This is a genomic window from Thalassobacillus devorans MSP14 (genome assembly GCF_000496835.1).
Lineage (GTDB): Bacteria > Bacillota > Bacilli > Bacillales > Halobacillaceae > Thalassobacillus > Thalassobacillus devorans_B.
Window position 1 is genome coordinate 641,759 of record NZ_KI543236.1, and the last position, 16,318, is coordinate 658,076.

Consider the following 16,318-nt stretch of genomic DNA (forward strand, 5'->3'; position numbering starts at 1 on the left):
AGTGTTTCAACGAATAAAGAAGGGTGTTTGAAAGTCATGTTACATAATCCAACTGGAAAAGAGCGTATCGGGCTGGCATTATTGCTCGGCATGCTTGGGGTTTTAGGTCCCCTGAACATAGATATGTATTTACCGAGTTTCCCTGGTATTGCTGATGATTTTGGGACGAGCGCCTCGTTTGTACAACTCAGTTTGACCACCTGTCTGATCGGTCTTGCCGTAGGTCAAATTGTTGTTGGTCCGATCAGTGATTCGCAGGGAAGAAGAAGACCGCTTCTGGTATTTATTTTCCTGTTTGCGTTGGCATCGCTTTTATGTGCTCTGGCTCCGAATATTTACATATTTGTGATTGCCCGGTTTTTACAAGGTTTTACCGCTTCGGCTGGCGTTGTTTTATCACGGGCTGTCGTACGGGATGTTTTTAGTGGCAGGGACCTGACGAAATTCTTCGCACTCTTGATGGTCATTAATGCGACCGCACCGATGATTGCACCAATGACAGGGGGAGCAATCCTGCTGTTGCCATTTGCCTCGTGGAGTACAATTTTTTATTTCTTATTTTTAGTCGGCCTTATCATTGTCCTTACCATGTATATTAAATTACCGGAAACACTGCCAAAAGAAAAACGAATTCCAAGTAAGCTTGGGGAAACGATTCGTACGATCGGCCGGCTGCTGAAGGACCGTTCCTTCATCGGTTATGCGTTGACGATCGGATTTGTTCATGGTGGCAGTTTCGCCTATGTCTCTGGGACTCCCTTTGTTTATCAGGGCATCTATGATGTCTCCCCGCAGGTTTTCAGCATCCTGTTCGGAATTAATGGACTTGCCATTATTTCCGGCAGTGCTATTATCGGGCGCCTGGGTGGTATCATACACGAAAGGAGCCTGCTGCGAGCTGCTGTCCTCATTGCCGTGAGCGCTACTTCTTTCCTCCTGATCATGACCATCATCGAAGGACCGCTGGCAACATTGGTAATTCCGATATTTATTTATATGACGTCCATGGGGATGATACTGACAAGCACGTTTACGCTTGCGATGGAGTATCAGGGGCATCGTGCAGGAAGCGCGAGTGCCGTGTTAGGCATGCTTCCGTTATTGTTCGGATCGCTTGTTTCTCCTCTTGTCGGCATCGATGAATCGACCGCTGTACCGATGGGGGCCACTTTATTCATAACAGCTTCGATCGGCTGTGTGGTGTTTTTTACATTGACGAAGAAAAAACAAACGGTGGCAGCTTAGTGTTGTCAAAAATAAAGTGCCTGTCCCTGTTTAATGATGGGCAGGCACTTTAAATTTACTATTTGAGCTTGAATTTTCTGGCTTATCTCCGCTATGTTCCGCCCTAACGCAGGGGTGTTGTTTGAAACATAGGCTTTGATTAAAGCCAGCAATGCCCCCTTATAAATGGAAATTCCACCATATTTTCCCGTAAACCGTCCATCCAATGAGTGGAATTAGGAGACCTGAACAGGCTGTTCTAATTATGACATCTTAGCTTGACGGGAGTTCAGCATATCCTCTCACTCCTTTAGCATAGTAGACCAAATAAGAGAAACAATAGGTTTGTCATCACCTGTGCGACAAAGTTAGTTTTCATTGTCATTGAATGCGCCTACATTACTCCACTATGATGAAGTTAGAACGAAATTATGATTATTTTATTGAAAGGAAGAGTATAATGGCGCAATCAAATATTAAAGTTGCGGTACAGAAGTTTGGTAACTTCCTAAGTTCGATGGTTTTGCCGAACATTGGAGCTTTCATTGCGTGGGGATTGATCACGGCATTATTTATTCCAACTGGTTTCTTCCCAAATGAAAACCTTGCTGAATTAGTAGGCCCGATGGTTACCTATCTGTTGCCGCTGTTAATCGGTTATACAGGAGGTAAGCTGGTTCATGACCAACGTGGCGGTGTCGTAGGTGCGATTGCAACGATGGGTGTGATCGTCGGTGCTCCTGATACGCCTATGTTTATGGGTGCTATGGTCATGGGACCGCTTGGGGCCTTCGTCATAAAGAAATTCGACCAGGCGATTGATGGAAAAATCAGATCTGGATTCGAGATGCTTGTTAACAACTTCTCTGCTGGGATCATAGGTGGCATTCTTGCGATTCTTGCCTACTTAGGCGTAGGACCGGCGGTTGAAGGTTTTACCGATATCCTTGTGGTTGGTGTCGACTGGTTAATCGGTGCTGGATTACTTCCTCTGACCAGTATTCTGATTGAACCCGCAAAAATTCTTTTCTTAAATAACGCAATCAATCATGGGGTTCTGTCACCAATCGGTCTGGATCAGGCGCAAGAAACTGGTAAGTCGATCCTTTTCCTTCTAGAGGCTAACCCGGGACCAGGTCTTGGTGTATTGTTGGCTTTCATGTTGTTTGGAAGAGGAGCAGCAAAACAGTCAGCCCCAGGTGCAGCGCTTATTCACTTTCTTGGTGGGATTCACGAAATTTACTTCCCTTATGTACTAATGAGACCTATGCTGATTCTGTCGGTGATTCTTGGTGGAATGAGTGGTGTTTTCACACTGGTACTTTTAGGTGGAGGGCTTGGTGCTCCTGCATCTCCAGGTAGTATCCTGGCGATTTCAGCTGTTACTCCTCCTCAGCCAATGGTTTATGTAGCAAACTTTGCAGCGGTTATTGTAGCTACAGCTGTTTCCTTCATCGTTTCTGCTGTCGTCCTTAAAACCGGCAAGCAACAGGATGAGGATATCAATGAAGCGACTCAGAAGATGGAACAAATGAAAGGTAAGAAAAGCTCGGTTGCCGGAAATGTGGCTGAAAAAGAAACAACCGGTCATAACGGTGAATTCCCACAGGAAGTCAACAAGATTATTTTTGCCTGTGATGCCGGAATGGGATCGAGTGCTATGGGTGCATCCCTGTTGAAAAAGAAAGTAAAAGAAGCTGATCTTGATGTATCGGTAACTAATACAGCGATCAGTAATATTCCGGAGGATACGGATATCGTCATTACGCAGGAAGAATTAACCCCTCGCGCGAAGGGCAAAATGCCGAATGCTTATCATATTTCTGTAGATAACTTCTTATCAAGCCCTGAGTATGATAAGTTGATCGCGAGTCTCCAAAATAAAATAACAGAAGAGCAGGCAGAACTTGTAGAGGAATCCGAAAAAGAAACGGGAACCGTAGATCCTGCCGAAGATGATGATTTATTGCTGGAAGAAAACATCTTTATCGGGAAGGATTTTTCTACAAAAGAAGAAGCGATCCGTTTTGCGGGAGAGGCGTTAGTCAAAGCCGGTTATGTAAAAGGCAGCTATGTCGATGCGATGGTAGAACGGGAAGAAATCACCTCCACTTATATGGGCAATAATGTAGCAATTCCCCATGGGACAGAAGAAGCAAAGAAAGCCGTACTCAAATCCGGATTTACGGTTATCCAAGTGCCAAATGGGGTTGATTTCGACGGAGAGCAAGCCAAAATGATTTTTGGTATCGCCGGAAAAGATGGCACACACCTGGAAATCCTCTCAGGCATTGCAGTAATCTGTTCTGAACAGGAAAATGTCGACCAGATGGTTCAGGCAACGACTGCAAAAGAAATTAAGGACATCATTAACAGCAAATAATTGTGGTTAGAAAGGCGGGATGATTCCTGCCTTTCTGCTGTTGCTTCCATGCTTTTTCTCTTAAAAGAGGGACATCAAAAAATGAAATGAGTGAGATGCATGTTTATTACCTCAAGGGAAAAATCCATCATTGATTTAATTGTCCGAACGTCGGGGAATCATACGGTTCACTCTCTTTCTTCGTACCTGAATGTGAGCGTGAGAACGATTCAAAGAGACCTGAAATCAATTGATAAGGTCTTACAGCAATTTGAATTGGAATTGAACCGTACTGCGGATGATGGTCTTTTTATCGATGGTAAAAACGAACAGATTTTCAGGCTCATACAGACATTGACCGGTGTCGATCCTACCGATGAAACACCCGAAGAAAGAAAGCTGAGATTGCTTATTACTTTGCTGCATGAAGGTCCTTTAATAAAAAAACAAGTGCTCGCCAACGAGCTTGGGGTAAGCGGTGCAACATTATCTACCTATCTGGATGAACTTTCGGACTGGTTAAAAAAATTTTCTATTACCCTTACAAGAAAAAGAGGCGTAGGAGTCGAGCTTATTGCAGATGAAGCGAATAAACGGCATGCACTTGCCAGCTACTTCTTAGTCTATTTTTACGAAGAGTTAATCGAAAATTTGTACTTACTGGAACAAGAAGAGGAGAAGAAGGAGAAAATACTAGGATATTTTTCTCCGGAATATTTATTAATGATAGACAAGCTGGTTAATCAAAAAATCAATAAAGGGCAAACAAGATTAGCCGATAGTGATTATATCGGGCTTATTGTTCATATTTGCCTGACAATCCAGCGGACCCAGAATAATTTTTTGCTGCCAGACAATTATCAGGCAGCAAATGAAGATACAAATGAATTTCAATTAATCCGAACGATAGGCCGGGAGCTGAAAGAAAATCTTTCGATTCCAATCACCACTAGCGATGCCCATTTTTTAACGATTATTTTAAGAGGTTCAAAAGTGCACGCTACTGATGTCGTATATTATGACAGTGTACTGCTCGGAAAATTGATTAAAAATGTCATCAAGGATGTTTCTTCGATGCTGCATGTGGATTTATCCGATGACTTTTCTTTATTTCAAGGATTATTGGCACATATGGAGCCATCGATATTTCGCTTGAAACAACAACTGGAGTTATTTAACCCATTGACTGAAGAAATAAAAAGGAAATATCCGGTCTTATTCATGGCGGTTAAAAAAGCCCTGGAAAAAGAATTTAAGGATATTGATTTTCCCGATGATGAAATTGCCTTTATCGTTTTGCACTTTGGTTCAGCGTTGCTGATGCAGGAAGAGAAAGTAAAAATTAAAGCAGTAATCGTCTGCCCTACAGGTATCGGTGCTTCTAAGATGCTGGCAAGCCGTATTCAAAAAGAACTGGCAGAGATTACAGATGTTGAGATTTTATCGATTAAAGATTTTCAAACAGCAAATCTCGATGACTATGAGCTTGTGATTTCCACTGTCAGACTCCCTTTTACGAATATTGACTACATTCTTGTTAGTCCGTTGTTAAGTGAGAAGGACATCGGGTTTATCCAGAGTTACCTGGAGAATAACCTGGAAAAGCTGACAAGCAAAAATCACTATTTAAGCCCTGGTGCCCAGCAGGATACCTCGCCTAAAACAGAAACAAAACAGCAGGATGTAAAGAGTCTCTTGCAGGAAATAAAAGACGTTCAATCCAGTATGGATGCCATCCTGAAGAACCTGAGTGTATACCGAAAGCAGAGAGATGGAAATCACTGGGATGTTTTAGGGCAAATGGTGGAACAGGCGGAACAGGAGGGGCTTCTCACAGATGCTCCTAATGTCATGCACCAGCTTACAGAAAGAGAGCGGAAAGGCGGACTAGGTATCCCAAATACGAATATGGGTCTCTTTCATTGTCGTGATGAAGGTATCCATGAGCTTATCTTCCGAGTATCCCACTTAGAGCAGCCCTGTGAGATCAAGGGGATGGATGGCCAGCCCATGCAAATGAAGAACCTCCTTTTAATGCTGGCTCCTGAAAACTTGAGTAACCGGGAACAGGAAATCCTGAGTCTCATCAGTACCAGCTTGATAGAAAGTGATGTGGCCATGATGATCTTCTCTTCTTCTAATGAAGCGATGATTCGAAAAAAGCTGGAAGATTTATTTCTGGTCTATCTAAAAAATAATTTGATAAAGGAATGATGATGGTGAAGCAAACGGTTCATTTTGGAGCAGGAAACATTGGCAGAGGTTTTATAGGCGCGCTATTTTCCCAATCTGGTTACCATGTAACATTTGTCGATATCGCCGACCAGATCATCAATAAATTAAATGAAGAACGAAGCTATCAGGTTAAATTAGCGACCGAACAGCAAGAGACCGTAGCTGTCGAAAACGTTTCTGGATTAAATAATAGCAGTCAGGAAGACGAAGTGGTAGAAGCGATTAAAAATGCAGCCTACCTGACGACAGCGATCGGACCGAACATTTTGCCAAAGATAGCACCATTGATTGCCCGCGGGGTTTCTGAACGTATCAATACAACTGATGAAAAACTTTATATCATTGCGTGTGAAAACCAAATCGGAGCAACAGCATTGTTAAGAGATTATGTATTCGCCCATCTGGACGATAAAATGAAAGGAAAGATCGAAGGAAGGGTCTATTTCTTTAATTCGGCTGTTGACCGCATCGTGCCAATTCAGGATCAGGATTCCTTAGATGTCCTTGTGGAACCCTATTATGAGTGGGTGGTGGAAACAAAAGAATCTATTCCACCGGTAAAAGGAATGAAGATTGTAGAGGATCTCGCTCCTTTCATTGAACGAAAGCTATTTACGGTGAACACAGGACATGCGGTTATTGCGTATCTTGGTTATCTTGCCGGGAAAGAGACCATTGACGAGACCCTCTCCGATGAAGAAGTTGCCAATCAAGTCAGGGAAACACTAAAAGAGACTGGATCCTACCTGATCAATGAATACGGTCTCGATAAAAACGACCATTTAAACTATATCAACAAGAATATTGAACGCTTCAAAAATCCTTATCTCAATGATAACGTGACAAGAGTAGCACGCGCTCCGATGAGGAAGCTTGGCCCGGAAGACCGTTTAATTCGTCCGGCCACCCAGGCGCAAAAAGCAGGTTTATCCTATACCAATCTGGCTAAAGCGATCGCAGCAGCGTTATTGTTTGATCACAACGAGGATGAAGAAGCTATGAAAATCCAGGAAATGATCGAAGAGCACGGGGTTGCTTATGTTCTGAAAGAAGTAAGTAAGCTGGAAGAAGACAGTGAGATCACCAAAGAAGTAGTCCGTCACTATGAAGAATTAAAAAGTAAACAGTAACTAGTTGGAGCCTGATTCATAAACAAATCAGGCTCCTTTTCTTTTATCTGATAATCAGAGGAGGTAAATTTAAATAAGGGAAGTTTTGAAACTAAACCCTAGCTGTTTCGTATGTAAATATAACCTTCTGTTCATGCGATTGGAGTCTCGAAACGTAAACGGAGATAAAGGGGGGCTTGCTATACTATTTCAGAATAAAAATTTGCTGGTGAGGAAATTAGAACAAAAGGATAGTCCCCTGCTGGCAAAATGGCTATCTGATCCAAGGGTTCTTGAGTTTTATGAAGGAAGAGACAATCCATTTGATCAAGATAAAGTGAAAAAAGAATTTTATGATCCTAACGACTATGTTAATAAGTGTATCGTCGCTTTTGAAGGAAGTGAAATTGGATATATTCAATTCTATCTATTAGAGGAGGATACCAAAAGAGAATATGGGTATGGGGATGAAGTTATATATGGAATAGACCAGTTTATTGGGGAAGCAGCATATTGGAATAAAGGGCTTGGCACCTTACTCGTTACCTCTATGGCTAACTTCTTATTAGTACAAAAAAAGGCAGACCTGGTAGTGATGGATCCCCAAATAAGGAACGCAAGGGCTATTAAATGCTATGAGAAAAGTGGTTTTAAAAAAGTAAAATTACTCCCCAAACATGAGCTTCACGAAGGAGAATACAGAGATTGCTGGTTGATGGAGTATCGAAAATAATGGTGGGATTTTAAATTGTGTAATTCGAATGGGTTTCCTGAAAAATTTATGGAAGGGAGGAACAGAGATGGAAGGCAGATTAATAGAAATTAGAGGGAAGAAACTTTACGTTGAAGAGTTTGGGGCAAAGGAAAAACAGCCTGTCCTTAATTTACATGGCGGCCCTGGTGAAAGCTGTTTTGATTTTACATATCATCAAAAAGAAAGGTTGCACGATCAATTTTATGTCATAGCGATCGATCAACGAGGGGTGTGCCGGTCTGAGATCATTGAAAATCATGAACGTTTCACTTTAGTGGATATCATAAAAGATTGCTAGACTATTTAAATCGTTGACAGGACGCGAGGGAGACTAAAATGAACATTCAATCTACTAATGATATTTCAAAAAGTAAAATAGTAGACTTCTTTAAATTGCATTGGGGCAGCCCGGGAATGGTGATTTCCAGCGGAGTTTATGACTGCAGTGCGCTGGATGGCTTTACTGTAATAAACGAAGATGAAAACATCATCGGCTTGATTACTTACATCATAAAAGGTAACGAATGTGAAATCATTTCATTAGATAGTGTGGAAGAAGGAAAAGGAATTGGTTCATCCTTAGTTCAGGAAGTGGAAAACCTTGCTAGTAAAGAAAATTGTACCCGTATAAAACTTATCACCACCAACGATAATTTGTTGGCATTGAAGTTTTACCAAAAACGGGGATACATAATGTCCAAGATTATAAATAATGCAGTGGATCAAGCAAGAAAGATCAAACCCGAGATCCCTTTACTTGGTAATGAAGGTATTCCGATCAGGGATGAAATTGAGTTAGTGAAGCCGTTGGTGTGACGGACAGTTTTGTTAGGCTATTTTTTAGCCTTAGGGGAGGTGTGTAAGTGACTGGGGAAAAAGAAAGTCCAGAAGAAAGACGGGAGCGAATGAACCAGGAAGAGTTAAAGAGGAATCCATCGGGGAGTATCCATGGTGGAGGACTGCCGGATTTAGTTGGCGGCTTGGGGTGGAAAAGTACCGGAATACTTATACTTATCATTTTATTAGCATTTTTCATTTATGCTTTATTCTTCCGCTAACAAGTAATTAGGAGGCTATATATGTCGATACAAGGACTCAATCACTTTTTGTTTTCCGTTTCGGATTTAGAAAGATCCGTCGAGTTTTATAGGAATGTTTTTGATGCCAGGCTGTTGGTGAAAGGCAGAAGTACGGCATACTTTGATGTTCATGGTATGTGGTTTGCGCTCAATGAAGAGAACGGAATCCCACGTAATGAAATAAAGGATTCCTATACTCATATTGCCTTTTCCATTGACGAAAGCGATTTTGACAAAATGTATCAAAAGCTAAATGATTTGGGTGTTACTATTTTACCTGGCAGGCCAAGAGATAAAAGGGACAAGCGGTCCATATATTTTGAAGACCCTGACGGCCATAAGTTTGAATTTCATACTGGGACGTTACAGGATCGATTGGACTATTATAAACAGGAAAAAGCCTATATGGAGTTTTTTGATTAAAACTCCATATAGGCTTTTATTGTCCGCTACTGTTGGAGGAAGAAGCGCAGTAGTGGCTGTTACCCCTGCCAGGGTTGCAGCCTGCTGGGCTTGCAGGATAGTTTCCAGTGTGGTGAACAATCCTGTTTGAATGGTGTTGGTTTCACGCAGCTGATGGCTGACCAGAATGTTAACCGCTACCTTGACATTCATATCTTTTTGCCAACGGAAGGGTGCTTCCTGGTCCAGGGCGTCCTTGAATGTCAGGACTTCGTTTAGATCATTTGTGTCATCACCAAGGAATGCGAGTAAGCCTGCTTCCGGATAAAGTAAACTTTTAAAACGGATTTCCGATCTCTTTAATGACTCTGATGCTCGGATTGTGCGCTCTACTAGTTCGTCTGGTGTGTGCTGCTCATCCAGTGTAAGCATATGGCTTAAGAATTTATCCCTTTCCAATATCCATTTTGATTGAGTGCGCGGTATATATATTCAACCTGGTCGATGAGCTTTTCCATTTCTTTTTCCCGTTGAGCCAACAAAGCAGCCAGTGGATAATCATCGTTGGAGGTGAGAAATGGATGTTCCTTTTTCATTAACCGGTGAATCGAAACCGCCCGTTCCACTTTTTCCATCAAGTCAGCATTCTCCATGTGATCCTGCATGATCGCCGCAGCGGCAAGGTAGGTATACTGGGAACGGTTGAATCCGCTTCGAATCATAGATTCATAGATTTGCATCATATCGGAAAAGGCGCGGATAGGAACATCAAAACGGGTATCCAGCATAGCTGATACCGTGTATCGCAGCGGGGAGTTCAAATAGGAAAACATGCTGGCTTCTTGTTTAATTGTTTCAGAAACTTTCACATAGCAATCAATATCAAATTGTCGGTCACTGGTCACATAGACGGCCGTCACCATCATGACAATCTTTTTTTCTGTCCACCTCATCTTTTTTCTCAATTGTTTTTAAATCTCCGCATATATCTTTCAATGATGTAAGCTCTTCCATTAAAACCATACTGGTCCTCCTTCTTAATGGTTGTCTATTCCTATATACGGATGAATAAAGAAAATGTTTCTCATTATCATGTAAAGGTTTCCGTTCAGCACCTCTGCTTACCCTGCCTCTAATATCCGGTCGCTTTAAATAATTATAAAAAAATCGTACAATAAAAAGGTCAGTCGCGCGAAAGAGGAGTCGAACAAGAATGGATGTAATAGAGAAAAAAGTAATTAATCCAGCCTCAGGGGCAATCGTTATGGCTTTGGGTATTTTCTTGCATGGGGTCATGAGTCATTTTGTAAACCAATCTGCAGAACGATGGTTCGCATTAACTTTTTTGTTTCTGGCTATCGTTATTTACTCAAAATTAGTTCGGCAGTTATTTCAAAAAGGCTTTCTTACTCCTTTTTTAAATAACCCGGTTAATTCTTTTGTTATTGGTTCCTGGATCGCCGGTTTTTCGGTGTTGGGGATCGTGCTGGAACACTATACGCCATTGCTTCATTCATTGGCGGTGGGTGTGGCCGTAATTAACTCGTTCTTGTCGGTATATTTTATTTATATAAGCATCAGGAATTTCAAACGGTTGTGGCAGCGGCCAACCTTCCATGCGACTCATGGTGTTGTCCTGTTGTCTGCTGTTGCAGCACAATCACTAGTCGTTCTATGGGTGAAAATGTTTCCAAATTTGCCTGACTTGTTAATTTTTTCTGCATTTGCCTTCGGTGTGTTTTTTTATATGAACGGACTTATTTTAATTTTGAAGCGTTATTTGGCAACAGGCTGGTCTATTATAGAGGACTGGACAAACACAAACTGTATTATCCATGGCGCCCTTTCAATTACAGGCCTTGCTATTATTACAACAAATATGCTGGATGGTTTGTTTCTTTATTATTATTGGCTGTTTGTACTGGTCGTATTTTGCTTCGTGGAGGGTGTGGAGATCATACGCGCCGTCAAACGGGTGCAGCAAAAAGGCTGGAGAAAAGGTATCTTTACCTACCATATCAGCCAGTGGTCACGGAATTTCACTTTTGGGATGTTTTTTGCTTTTACAATGGCGATGGGAGGAAACAGCTATGAAGGGAATCTGCTAAACGAATTCCATCATTTCTTCTTGCCCGTTTTGGCATGGGTGGTCCTGCTTGCTCTTTTGATTGAAATTACTCTATGGGCTCGTGCGGTATCAGGAAGATGACCCATAAGAAACGTCCATTTAGCCGTTAAATAACACAGAGAAAAAGGGGGCTTCCAGCGCGTGGAAGTCCCCTTTTATTATTTCAAGTTTTTCATGACTAGTATAAATCTTCGCCGTTGGTTGCGATGACACGTTTATACCATTCGAAGGAATCCTTCTTCGAGCGTTTCATCGAACCATTTCCTTCATTGTCACGGTCGACGTGAATCATCCCGTAGCGTTTTTTCATTTCGCCGGTCGTGAACGAGACGATATCGATAATTCCCCAGGGTGTGTAGCCAAGGAGGTCGACACCATCGTAAATGACGGCTTTTTCCAGTTCTTCGATGTGTGCTTTCAGGTAATTGATGCGATCCTGGTCATGGATGGCACCGTCTGCTTCGACTGTATCAACAGCTCCAAAGCCATTCTCTACGATAAATAATGGAATCTGATAGCGGTCATACAAGCGGTTCAATACGTAGCGTAAACCAACCGGGTCGATGGTCCAGCCCCAGTCGCTCGCTTTCAGGTAAGGATTTTTCACAGCATTAGGCAATGCCCCGTTCAGGATGTCACCGGTGTTGTTGTTCTTTGCGTCACTTTTGACGGTAGTGGACATATAGTAGCTGAACCCGATGTAATCGACGGTGCCATTTTGTAAGATATCATCATCACCGTCTTCGAACCTGATATCGTAACCTTCCCGTTCGAATTCCTTTAAAGCATAGTTTGGATAATAACCGCGGACCTGGACATCCGGGAAGAAATAACGCTGTCGCATCAATTCTTCCGCCAACATGATATCGTCCGGGTTCGAGGAATAAGGGTAGATCGGCACGTGAGAAACCATGGCGCCAATCTGGAAATCCGGGTTGATTTCTTTTCCTTTCGCCACTGCGAGAGCACTTGCGAGCAGCTCATGGTGTCCCGCCTGATACATCACTTCTTTTGCGTTTTCGCCTTCTTCTACGGTAACTCCTGAATTGGTCCATAAGAACAATGGATTGTCGACATCCATTTTGTTGTTGATTTCGTTGAACGTCATCCAGTAGGTTACTTTGTCTTTATAGCGATTGAAACAGGTTTCTGCGAACTTTTCGAAAAAGCCGACAACCTTTCTATTGCGAAATCCACCATATTCCCTTGCGAGATGAAGTGGCATTTCAAAGTGGGACAGGGTGATGACGGGTTCGATGCCATGTTTAAGCAGTTCATCGAAAACATCATCATAGAATTGCAGACCTTCTTCATTTGGCTCGTCTTCATCACCGTTAGGAAAAATACGGCTCCAGCCGATCGAGGTGCGCAGGCATTTCAGCCCCATCTCCGCGAATAGTGCAATATCCTCTTTATAGTGATGATAAAAATCGATCGCTTCATGGTTCGGGTAGAACTCATTCTCTTCGATTGTTTGTGTGATTTTTCGCGGTACGCCGTGGGCGCCTGCGGTCATGACGTCGACGACGCTCGGGCCTTTACCGCCTTTATTCCATCCGCCTTCGAACTGGTGGGCCGCTAATGCGCCGCCCCATAAGAAATCTTTCGGCATATTGTTCATGGTAATTCTTCCTCCTTGTTATATCCATACAAATACATTACTTTCGATATCTAAGGTATAATGACATTATAATTGTATCGGTATAATTTATCAATGCCGGTATAAAAATATTAATGTTACACAATGCAATAGGATGACCTATGCTTAACTTTTTATGCTATAATGAGCCCAGAAAATTTCAGGATAATGAGGTATGTGTATGTTAAAGTACCAGCAGATCGCCGAAGAAATAGAAACATATATAGAAGAACATGAGCTGCAGCAGGGGGATAAGCTACCTGTTCTCGCTACATTGATGGACCAATTTGAGGCAAGTAAAAGTACCGTGACTAAGTCCCTGGATTTATTGGAAAAAAAGGGTGTTATCTTCCAGGTAAGAGGCAGTGGGATTTTTGTAAGAAGACAAAAGCGAAAGGGGTACATCAGCTTACTTTCCAACCAGGGGTTCAAAAAAGATTTAGATGAATTTCAATTAACCTCTGATGTGATTGAATTGGATATTCGTAAACCGACAGCAGAAGCTGCTCGTAATCTGAATTTGGAAGTGGATGACAAGGTTTATTATGTGAAAAGGGTCCGTTACATTAATGGAGAGACACTGTGTTTGGAAGAATCTTTTTTCAACAAAGCTTACGTTACTTACTTGAACAGAGAAATCGTATCAGAATCTATTTTCCATTATATCCAGGAAGGTTTAGGGTTAAAAATTGGGTTTTCGGATATGTACCTTCACGTCGACAGGCTCACCGAGGAGGAAGCGGGTTATCTCGGGCTAGAAGCCGGAGCACCTAAACTGGACGTAGAAACCGTGTTTCATTTAACTAACGGACAGCCGTTCGATTTCTCTGTTGTGACCTATAATTACGAGCAATCCCAGTTCTTCCTGCAAGCGAATAGCCATTTCCAGTAGAAGTAAAGGTGAAGGGTGTTCAGGTGTCTTTTCGTTATGGAAGTTATATGATTATCATTAGGACACCAGCTGAAAGTGAAACGATAACAGGCTAAACGCTACTAATCGGAGGTGGGTTAATGAAGAGACTGAATGACTTATTTCGCAAACGAATCGGAATGGCTGAAGGTAAAAATCTCACAATGGATTCGCTCGATGATTTGCTTGAAAGAACTGCATGGACATTTCCTTTTGAAAACGCACGGATTTTGAATGGCACGACACTCCCGTTGACAAAGGGAAATCTAATTAAAAAGTTACTTGAGGAAAAAGAAGGCGGCGTATGTTACGAACTCAATGCTCTGCTTTATTTATTCCTCCTCGAAAATGGCTTTGATGCCCAGCTTGTGCGCGGGGAAGTTTTTGTCGAAGCGAAGCAGGACTGGACGCATCTTGGCAGGACGCATGTTGCCATCATCCTTCAACAGCATGGAGAATCCTGGCTGGTGGATAACGGATTCGGAGGAAACTTGCCGCTCCGGCCCGTTCCATTGACAGGGAAAACTATCCGTTCGGCAAATGGGCAGTTCCGGGTGAAGCGGGAAGACAGCCCATATGGAGATCATCTGTTGGAAATGAAGGTGAAACACAAGCAGACCGACTGGCAGATCGGGTATGCCTTTGATGCCACGCGGCCGGTAACAGAAGTGGCAGAATTAAATGAAGTGCAGGAGATCATTCAACATCATGAGCACTCTCCCTTTAATAAAAATCCGCTGGCGGTCAAACTTACCCCGGAAGGCAGCAAAACACTGACCGGTACTTCTTACACCGAGTGGATAGATGGGAAGAGCCAAAAACGGGATATAGATCAAACAACGTTCCAATTGCTTGCAAAAGAGCAGTTTGGTTTAGAATTTTAATGCGCTGGGATTGACGTTTATCCCGGCGTTTTTCTGTTTATTTGGTATTGGTGAAACAGAATCCTAAGGAAATTCTGTGCTCATTTTGGATAGATATAAGTCAGAAGGACTTTGTGTTAGGGCAGAAGTTCTTCACCTAGCTCCAAAAAATACTTTTTATCCTGTCCAAGTCCTCGATGAAATCCTGCAGCTCTTCCTGAGTCAGGCGGACCAGCATTTGATCATTCAAGGATAACACCTGCCCGCCGGGGTCATCCTGATTGGTTCTCAGATAGTGATAGATAGCATCAAATTGATCTTTATTAAGGGATGAGCTGGTAGATAGTTGTTTCACCTGCTGCAAAATAAATGCGTCATTACACTGGTCGAACGCTCCGGCGATGATGTCACCTGAAAAGTTCATCTTCTCCCTCCTTTAGTTTATTAGTTTGCCCTGTAAGGAAATTAACATGTAAAGAGGGATTTTTACATTTTTCTAGAAATAAATACAGGGACAAATCATGAAGAAAGGGAGACAGAAAAATGAATATTAAAACAACCGATTTATGTGATCAATACCCGGAAAAGATTCGTCTTGTGGACCCATCGTATGAGAGTTTTGGTAAAAAGAAAAGCTTTTTTGGCCCGATTTCCACGGTACAGGTGAAGGATGATAACGTGCTCGTACGGAAAGCCCTGGAGACGATCCCTGCCGGTAATGTGCTAGTGGTGGATGGGATGGCTTCGAAAAACTGTGCGCTGCTGGGTGGCAACCTGGCAGAAATCGCGGCAGATAGAGGTTTGTCTGGTATCATTGTCAACGGGTACATAAGAGATCGCAAGGAAGTCGTTGAAGCGGATGTGGGAGTCATGGCGCTGGGCACGATCCCGTTGAAAAGTAAGAAAGAAGGTAAAGGAGAAACAGATATTCCTTTAGAATTTGGGAATACCGTATGGAATCCGGGTGATTATGTGTATGTAGATGAAGATGGGATCATCGTTTCACCCGAGAAGCTGGAAATGTGAGGAGGTACGAGGATGGAAGTGTTTGAGGATTTTTTAGCAAAGATTGATGACCCGGATCACCGCGAACGCACGGAGGAAGTGTTGCAATGGGTTGCTGAGCAGTTCCCGCAGTTAAAGCAGGAAGTAAAATGGAATCAGCCGATGTTTACGGATCAGGGAACCTTTATTATCGCTTTCAGTGTTGCCAAAAAACACCTGGCCGTGGCACCGGAACAGGCGGGGATCAATCAATTTTCAGAGGAAATCAAACAGGCTGGTTATGATCACACGAAACAGTTAATGCGCATGCCGTGGAATCGTCCTGTTGATTACTCCTTATTGGAAAAAATGATAACATTTAATATAAAAGACAAGGAAGACTATTCTGCTTTTTGGCGAAAATAAGGTCGATTACGATCGGTATAGTAGGGCTCCTTCATGGGGGGCGGCATAAGATAGAATCATCCACCGCGGGCCTTCCGCTCATGGGGGGGTGATTTTTTTCTGAGTTTGTTTTTTTGCGTTAGGTTGTAATAGGATCCCGTTAACGAAGTAAACGGAAAAGATGGGGAATGGAAGAATTTTTTGATAAACTGATGGATGAGATG

Annotated in this window: 18 protein-coding genes and 1 pseudogene; 14 read left to right on the forward strand and 5 right to left on the reverse strand. The window is 42.5% G+C overall.

All coding sequences use genetic code 11. The features are described from left to right. Positions 1-36 precede the first annotated feature (36 nt). From P855_RS0104050 to fosM, 9 genes and pseudogenes are all read left to right on the forward strand, one after another. On the forward strand, positions 37-1,245 hold the full coding sequence (locus P855_RS0104050) for a Bcr/CflA family efflux MFS transporter (protein WP_028782378.1): 1,209 nt from the start codon (positions 37-39) through the stop codon (positions 1,243-1,245). 439 nt (positions 1,246-1,684) lie between these two features. After that, the gene (locus tag P855_RS0104060; RefSeq protein WP_028782379.1) at positions 1,685-3,607 is read left to right on the forward strand and encodes a PTS mannitol transporter subunit IICBA; all 1,923 of its coding nucleotides are present in this window, start codon (positions 1,685-1,687) and stop codon (positions 3,605-3,607) included. Positions 3,608-3,706: 99 nt separating this feature from the next. Beyond that, positions 3,707-5,800: a BglG family transcription antiterminator gene (locus P855_RS0104065; RefSeq protein ID WP_028782380.1), complete on the forward strand. Its 2,094-nt coding sequence runs from the start codon at positions 3,707-3,709 to the stop codon at positions 5,798-5,800. A gap of 5 nt (positions 5,801-5,805) precedes the next feature. After that, positions 5,806-6,951, forward strand: coding sequence for a mannitol-1-phosphate 5-dehydrogenase (locus P855_RS0104070; RefSeq protein ID WP_028782381.1), 1,146 nt, complete (start codon positions 5,806-5,808; stop codon positions 6,949-6,951). A 181-nt stretch (positions 6,952-7,132) separates the two neighbouring features. Further along, positions 7,133-7,663: a GNAT family N-acetyltransferase gene (locus P855_RS0104075; RefSeq protein WP_028782382.1), complete on the forward strand. Its 531-nt coding sequence runs from the start codon at positions 7,133-7,135 to the stop codon at positions 7,661-7,663. 67 nt (positions 7,664-7,730) lie between these two features. Further along, a pseudogene (locus P855_RS0104080) lies at positions 7,731-7,979 on the forward strand (alpha/beta fold hydrolase); the annotation flags it as partial. Positions 7,980-8,020: 41 nt separating this feature from the next. Continuing rightward, entirely contained in the window at positions 8,021-8,500 is a 480-nt protein-coding gene (locus P855_RS0104085) for a GNAT family N-acetyltransferase (RefSeq protein WP_028782384.1), read from the forward strand. A gap of 47 nt (positions 8,501-8,547) precedes the next feature. After that, positions 8,548-8,742, forward strand: coding sequence for a DUF6366 family protein (locus P855_RS22375; RefSeq protein ID WP_028782385.1), 195 nt, complete (start codon positions 8,548-8,550; stop codon positions 8,740-8,742). A 21-nt stretch (positions 8,743-8,763) separates the two neighbouring features. After that, positions 8,764-9,186, forward strand: coding sequence for a FosM family fosfomycin resistance protein (gene fosM, locus P855_RS0104095; RefSeq protein ID WP_028782386.1), 423 nt, complete (start codon positions 8,764-8,766; stop codon positions 9,184-9,186). On the opposite strand, the gene P855_RS22605 is transcribed toward fosM, so the two are convergent. Genes P855_RS22605 through P855_RS22615 form a run of 3 tightly spaced genes read right to left on the reverse strand, consistent with a single transcriptional unit; the run spans position 9,127 to position 10,188 of the window. Beyond that, a complete protein-coding gene (locus P855_RS22605) occupies positions 9,127-9,597 on the reverse strand; it encodes a DUF4003 family protein (RefSeq protein WP_152526179.1) in 471 nt (156 codons plus the stop codon). The genes fosM and P855_RS22605 overlap by 60 nt on opposite strands. A 5-nt stretch (positions 9,598-9,602) precedes the next feature. Next, the gene (locus tag P855_RS22610; protein WP_152526180.1) at positions 9,603-10,118 is read right to left on the reverse strand and encodes a DUF4003 family protein; all 516 of its coding nucleotides are present in this window, start codon (positions 10,116-10,118) and stop codon (positions 9,603-9,605) included. Continuing rightward, the gene (locus P855_RS22615) at positions 10,060-10,188 is read right to left on the reverse strand and encodes a hypothetical protein (protein ID WP_268744478.1); all 129 of its coding nucleotides are present in this window, start codon (positions 10,186-10,188) and stop codon (positions 10,060-10,062) included. The genes P855_RS22610 and P855_RS22615 overlap by 59 nt, the downstream gene beginning before the upstream one ends. A gap of 190 nt (positions 10,189-10,378) precedes the next feature. On the opposite strand from P855_RS22615, the gene P855_RS0104115 reads away from it, so the two are divergent. Further along, positions 10,379-11,374 carry a hypothetical protein gene (locus P855_RS0104115; RefSeq protein ID WP_028782389.1) on the forward strand — a complete coding sequence of 332 codons (996 nt, stop codon included), beginning with the start codon at positions 10,379-10,381 and terminating at the stop codon, positions 11,372-11,374. Positions 11,375-11,471: 97 nt separating this feature from the next. Here P855_RS0104115 and bglA read toward each other — a convergent pair whose 3' ends face one another. Then, positions 11,472-12,914 (reverse strand): 6-phospho-beta-glucosidase BglA, encoded by a 1,443-nt coding sequence (gene bglA, locus P855_RS0104120; RefSeq protein WP_028782390.1) that lies wholly within the window; start codon positions 12,912-12,914, stop codon positions 11,472-11,474. Between the two features lie 199 nt (positions 12,915-13,113). Here bglA and P855_RS0104125 point away from each other — a divergent pair, with 199 nt between their 5' ends. Together P855_RS0104125 and P855_RS0104130 are read left to right on the forward strand one after the other, a co-directional pair. After that, complete coding sequence (locus P855_RS0104125; RefSeq protein ID WP_028782391.1) at positions 13,114-13,824, forward strand: GntR family transcriptional regulator; 711 nt, start codon at positions 13,114-13,116, stop codon at positions 13,822-13,824. Between the two features lie 119 nt (positions 13,825-13,943). Further along, a complete protein-coding gene (locus P855_RS0104130) occupies positions 13,944-14,726 on the forward strand; it encodes an arylamine N-acetyltransferase family protein (RefSeq protein ID WP_028782392.1) in 783 nt (260 codons plus the stop codon). A gap of 136 nt (positions 14,727-14,862) precedes the next feature. Here the strand turns inward: P855_RS0104130 and P855_RS0104135 are convergent, their stop codons facing one another. Beyond that, the gene (locus tag P855_RS0104135) at positions 14,863-15,129 is read right to left on the reverse strand and encodes a hypothetical protein (RefSeq protein WP_028782393.1); all 267 of its coding nucleotides are present in this window, start codon (positions 15,127-15,129) and stop codon (positions 14,863-14,865) included. 119 nt (positions 15,130-15,248) lie between these two features. On the opposite strand from P855_RS0104135, the gene rraA reads away from it, so the two are divergent. Together rraA and P855_RS0104145 are read left to right on the forward strand one after the other, a co-directional pair. After that, the gene (rraA, locus tag P855_RS0104140) at positions 15,249-15,731 is read left to right on the forward strand and encodes a ribonuclease E activity regulator RraA (protein WP_028782394.1); all 483 of its coding nucleotides are present in this window, start codon (positions 15,249-15,251) and stop codon (positions 15,729-15,731) included. A gap of 12 nt (positions 15,732-15,743) precedes the next feature. Next, complete coding sequence (locus P855_RS0104145) at positions 15,744-16,115, forward strand: iron chaperone (RefSeq protein WP_028782395.1); 372 nt, start codon at positions 15,744-15,746, stop codon at positions 16,113-16,115. Positions 16,116-16,318: the final 203 nt, after the last annotated feature.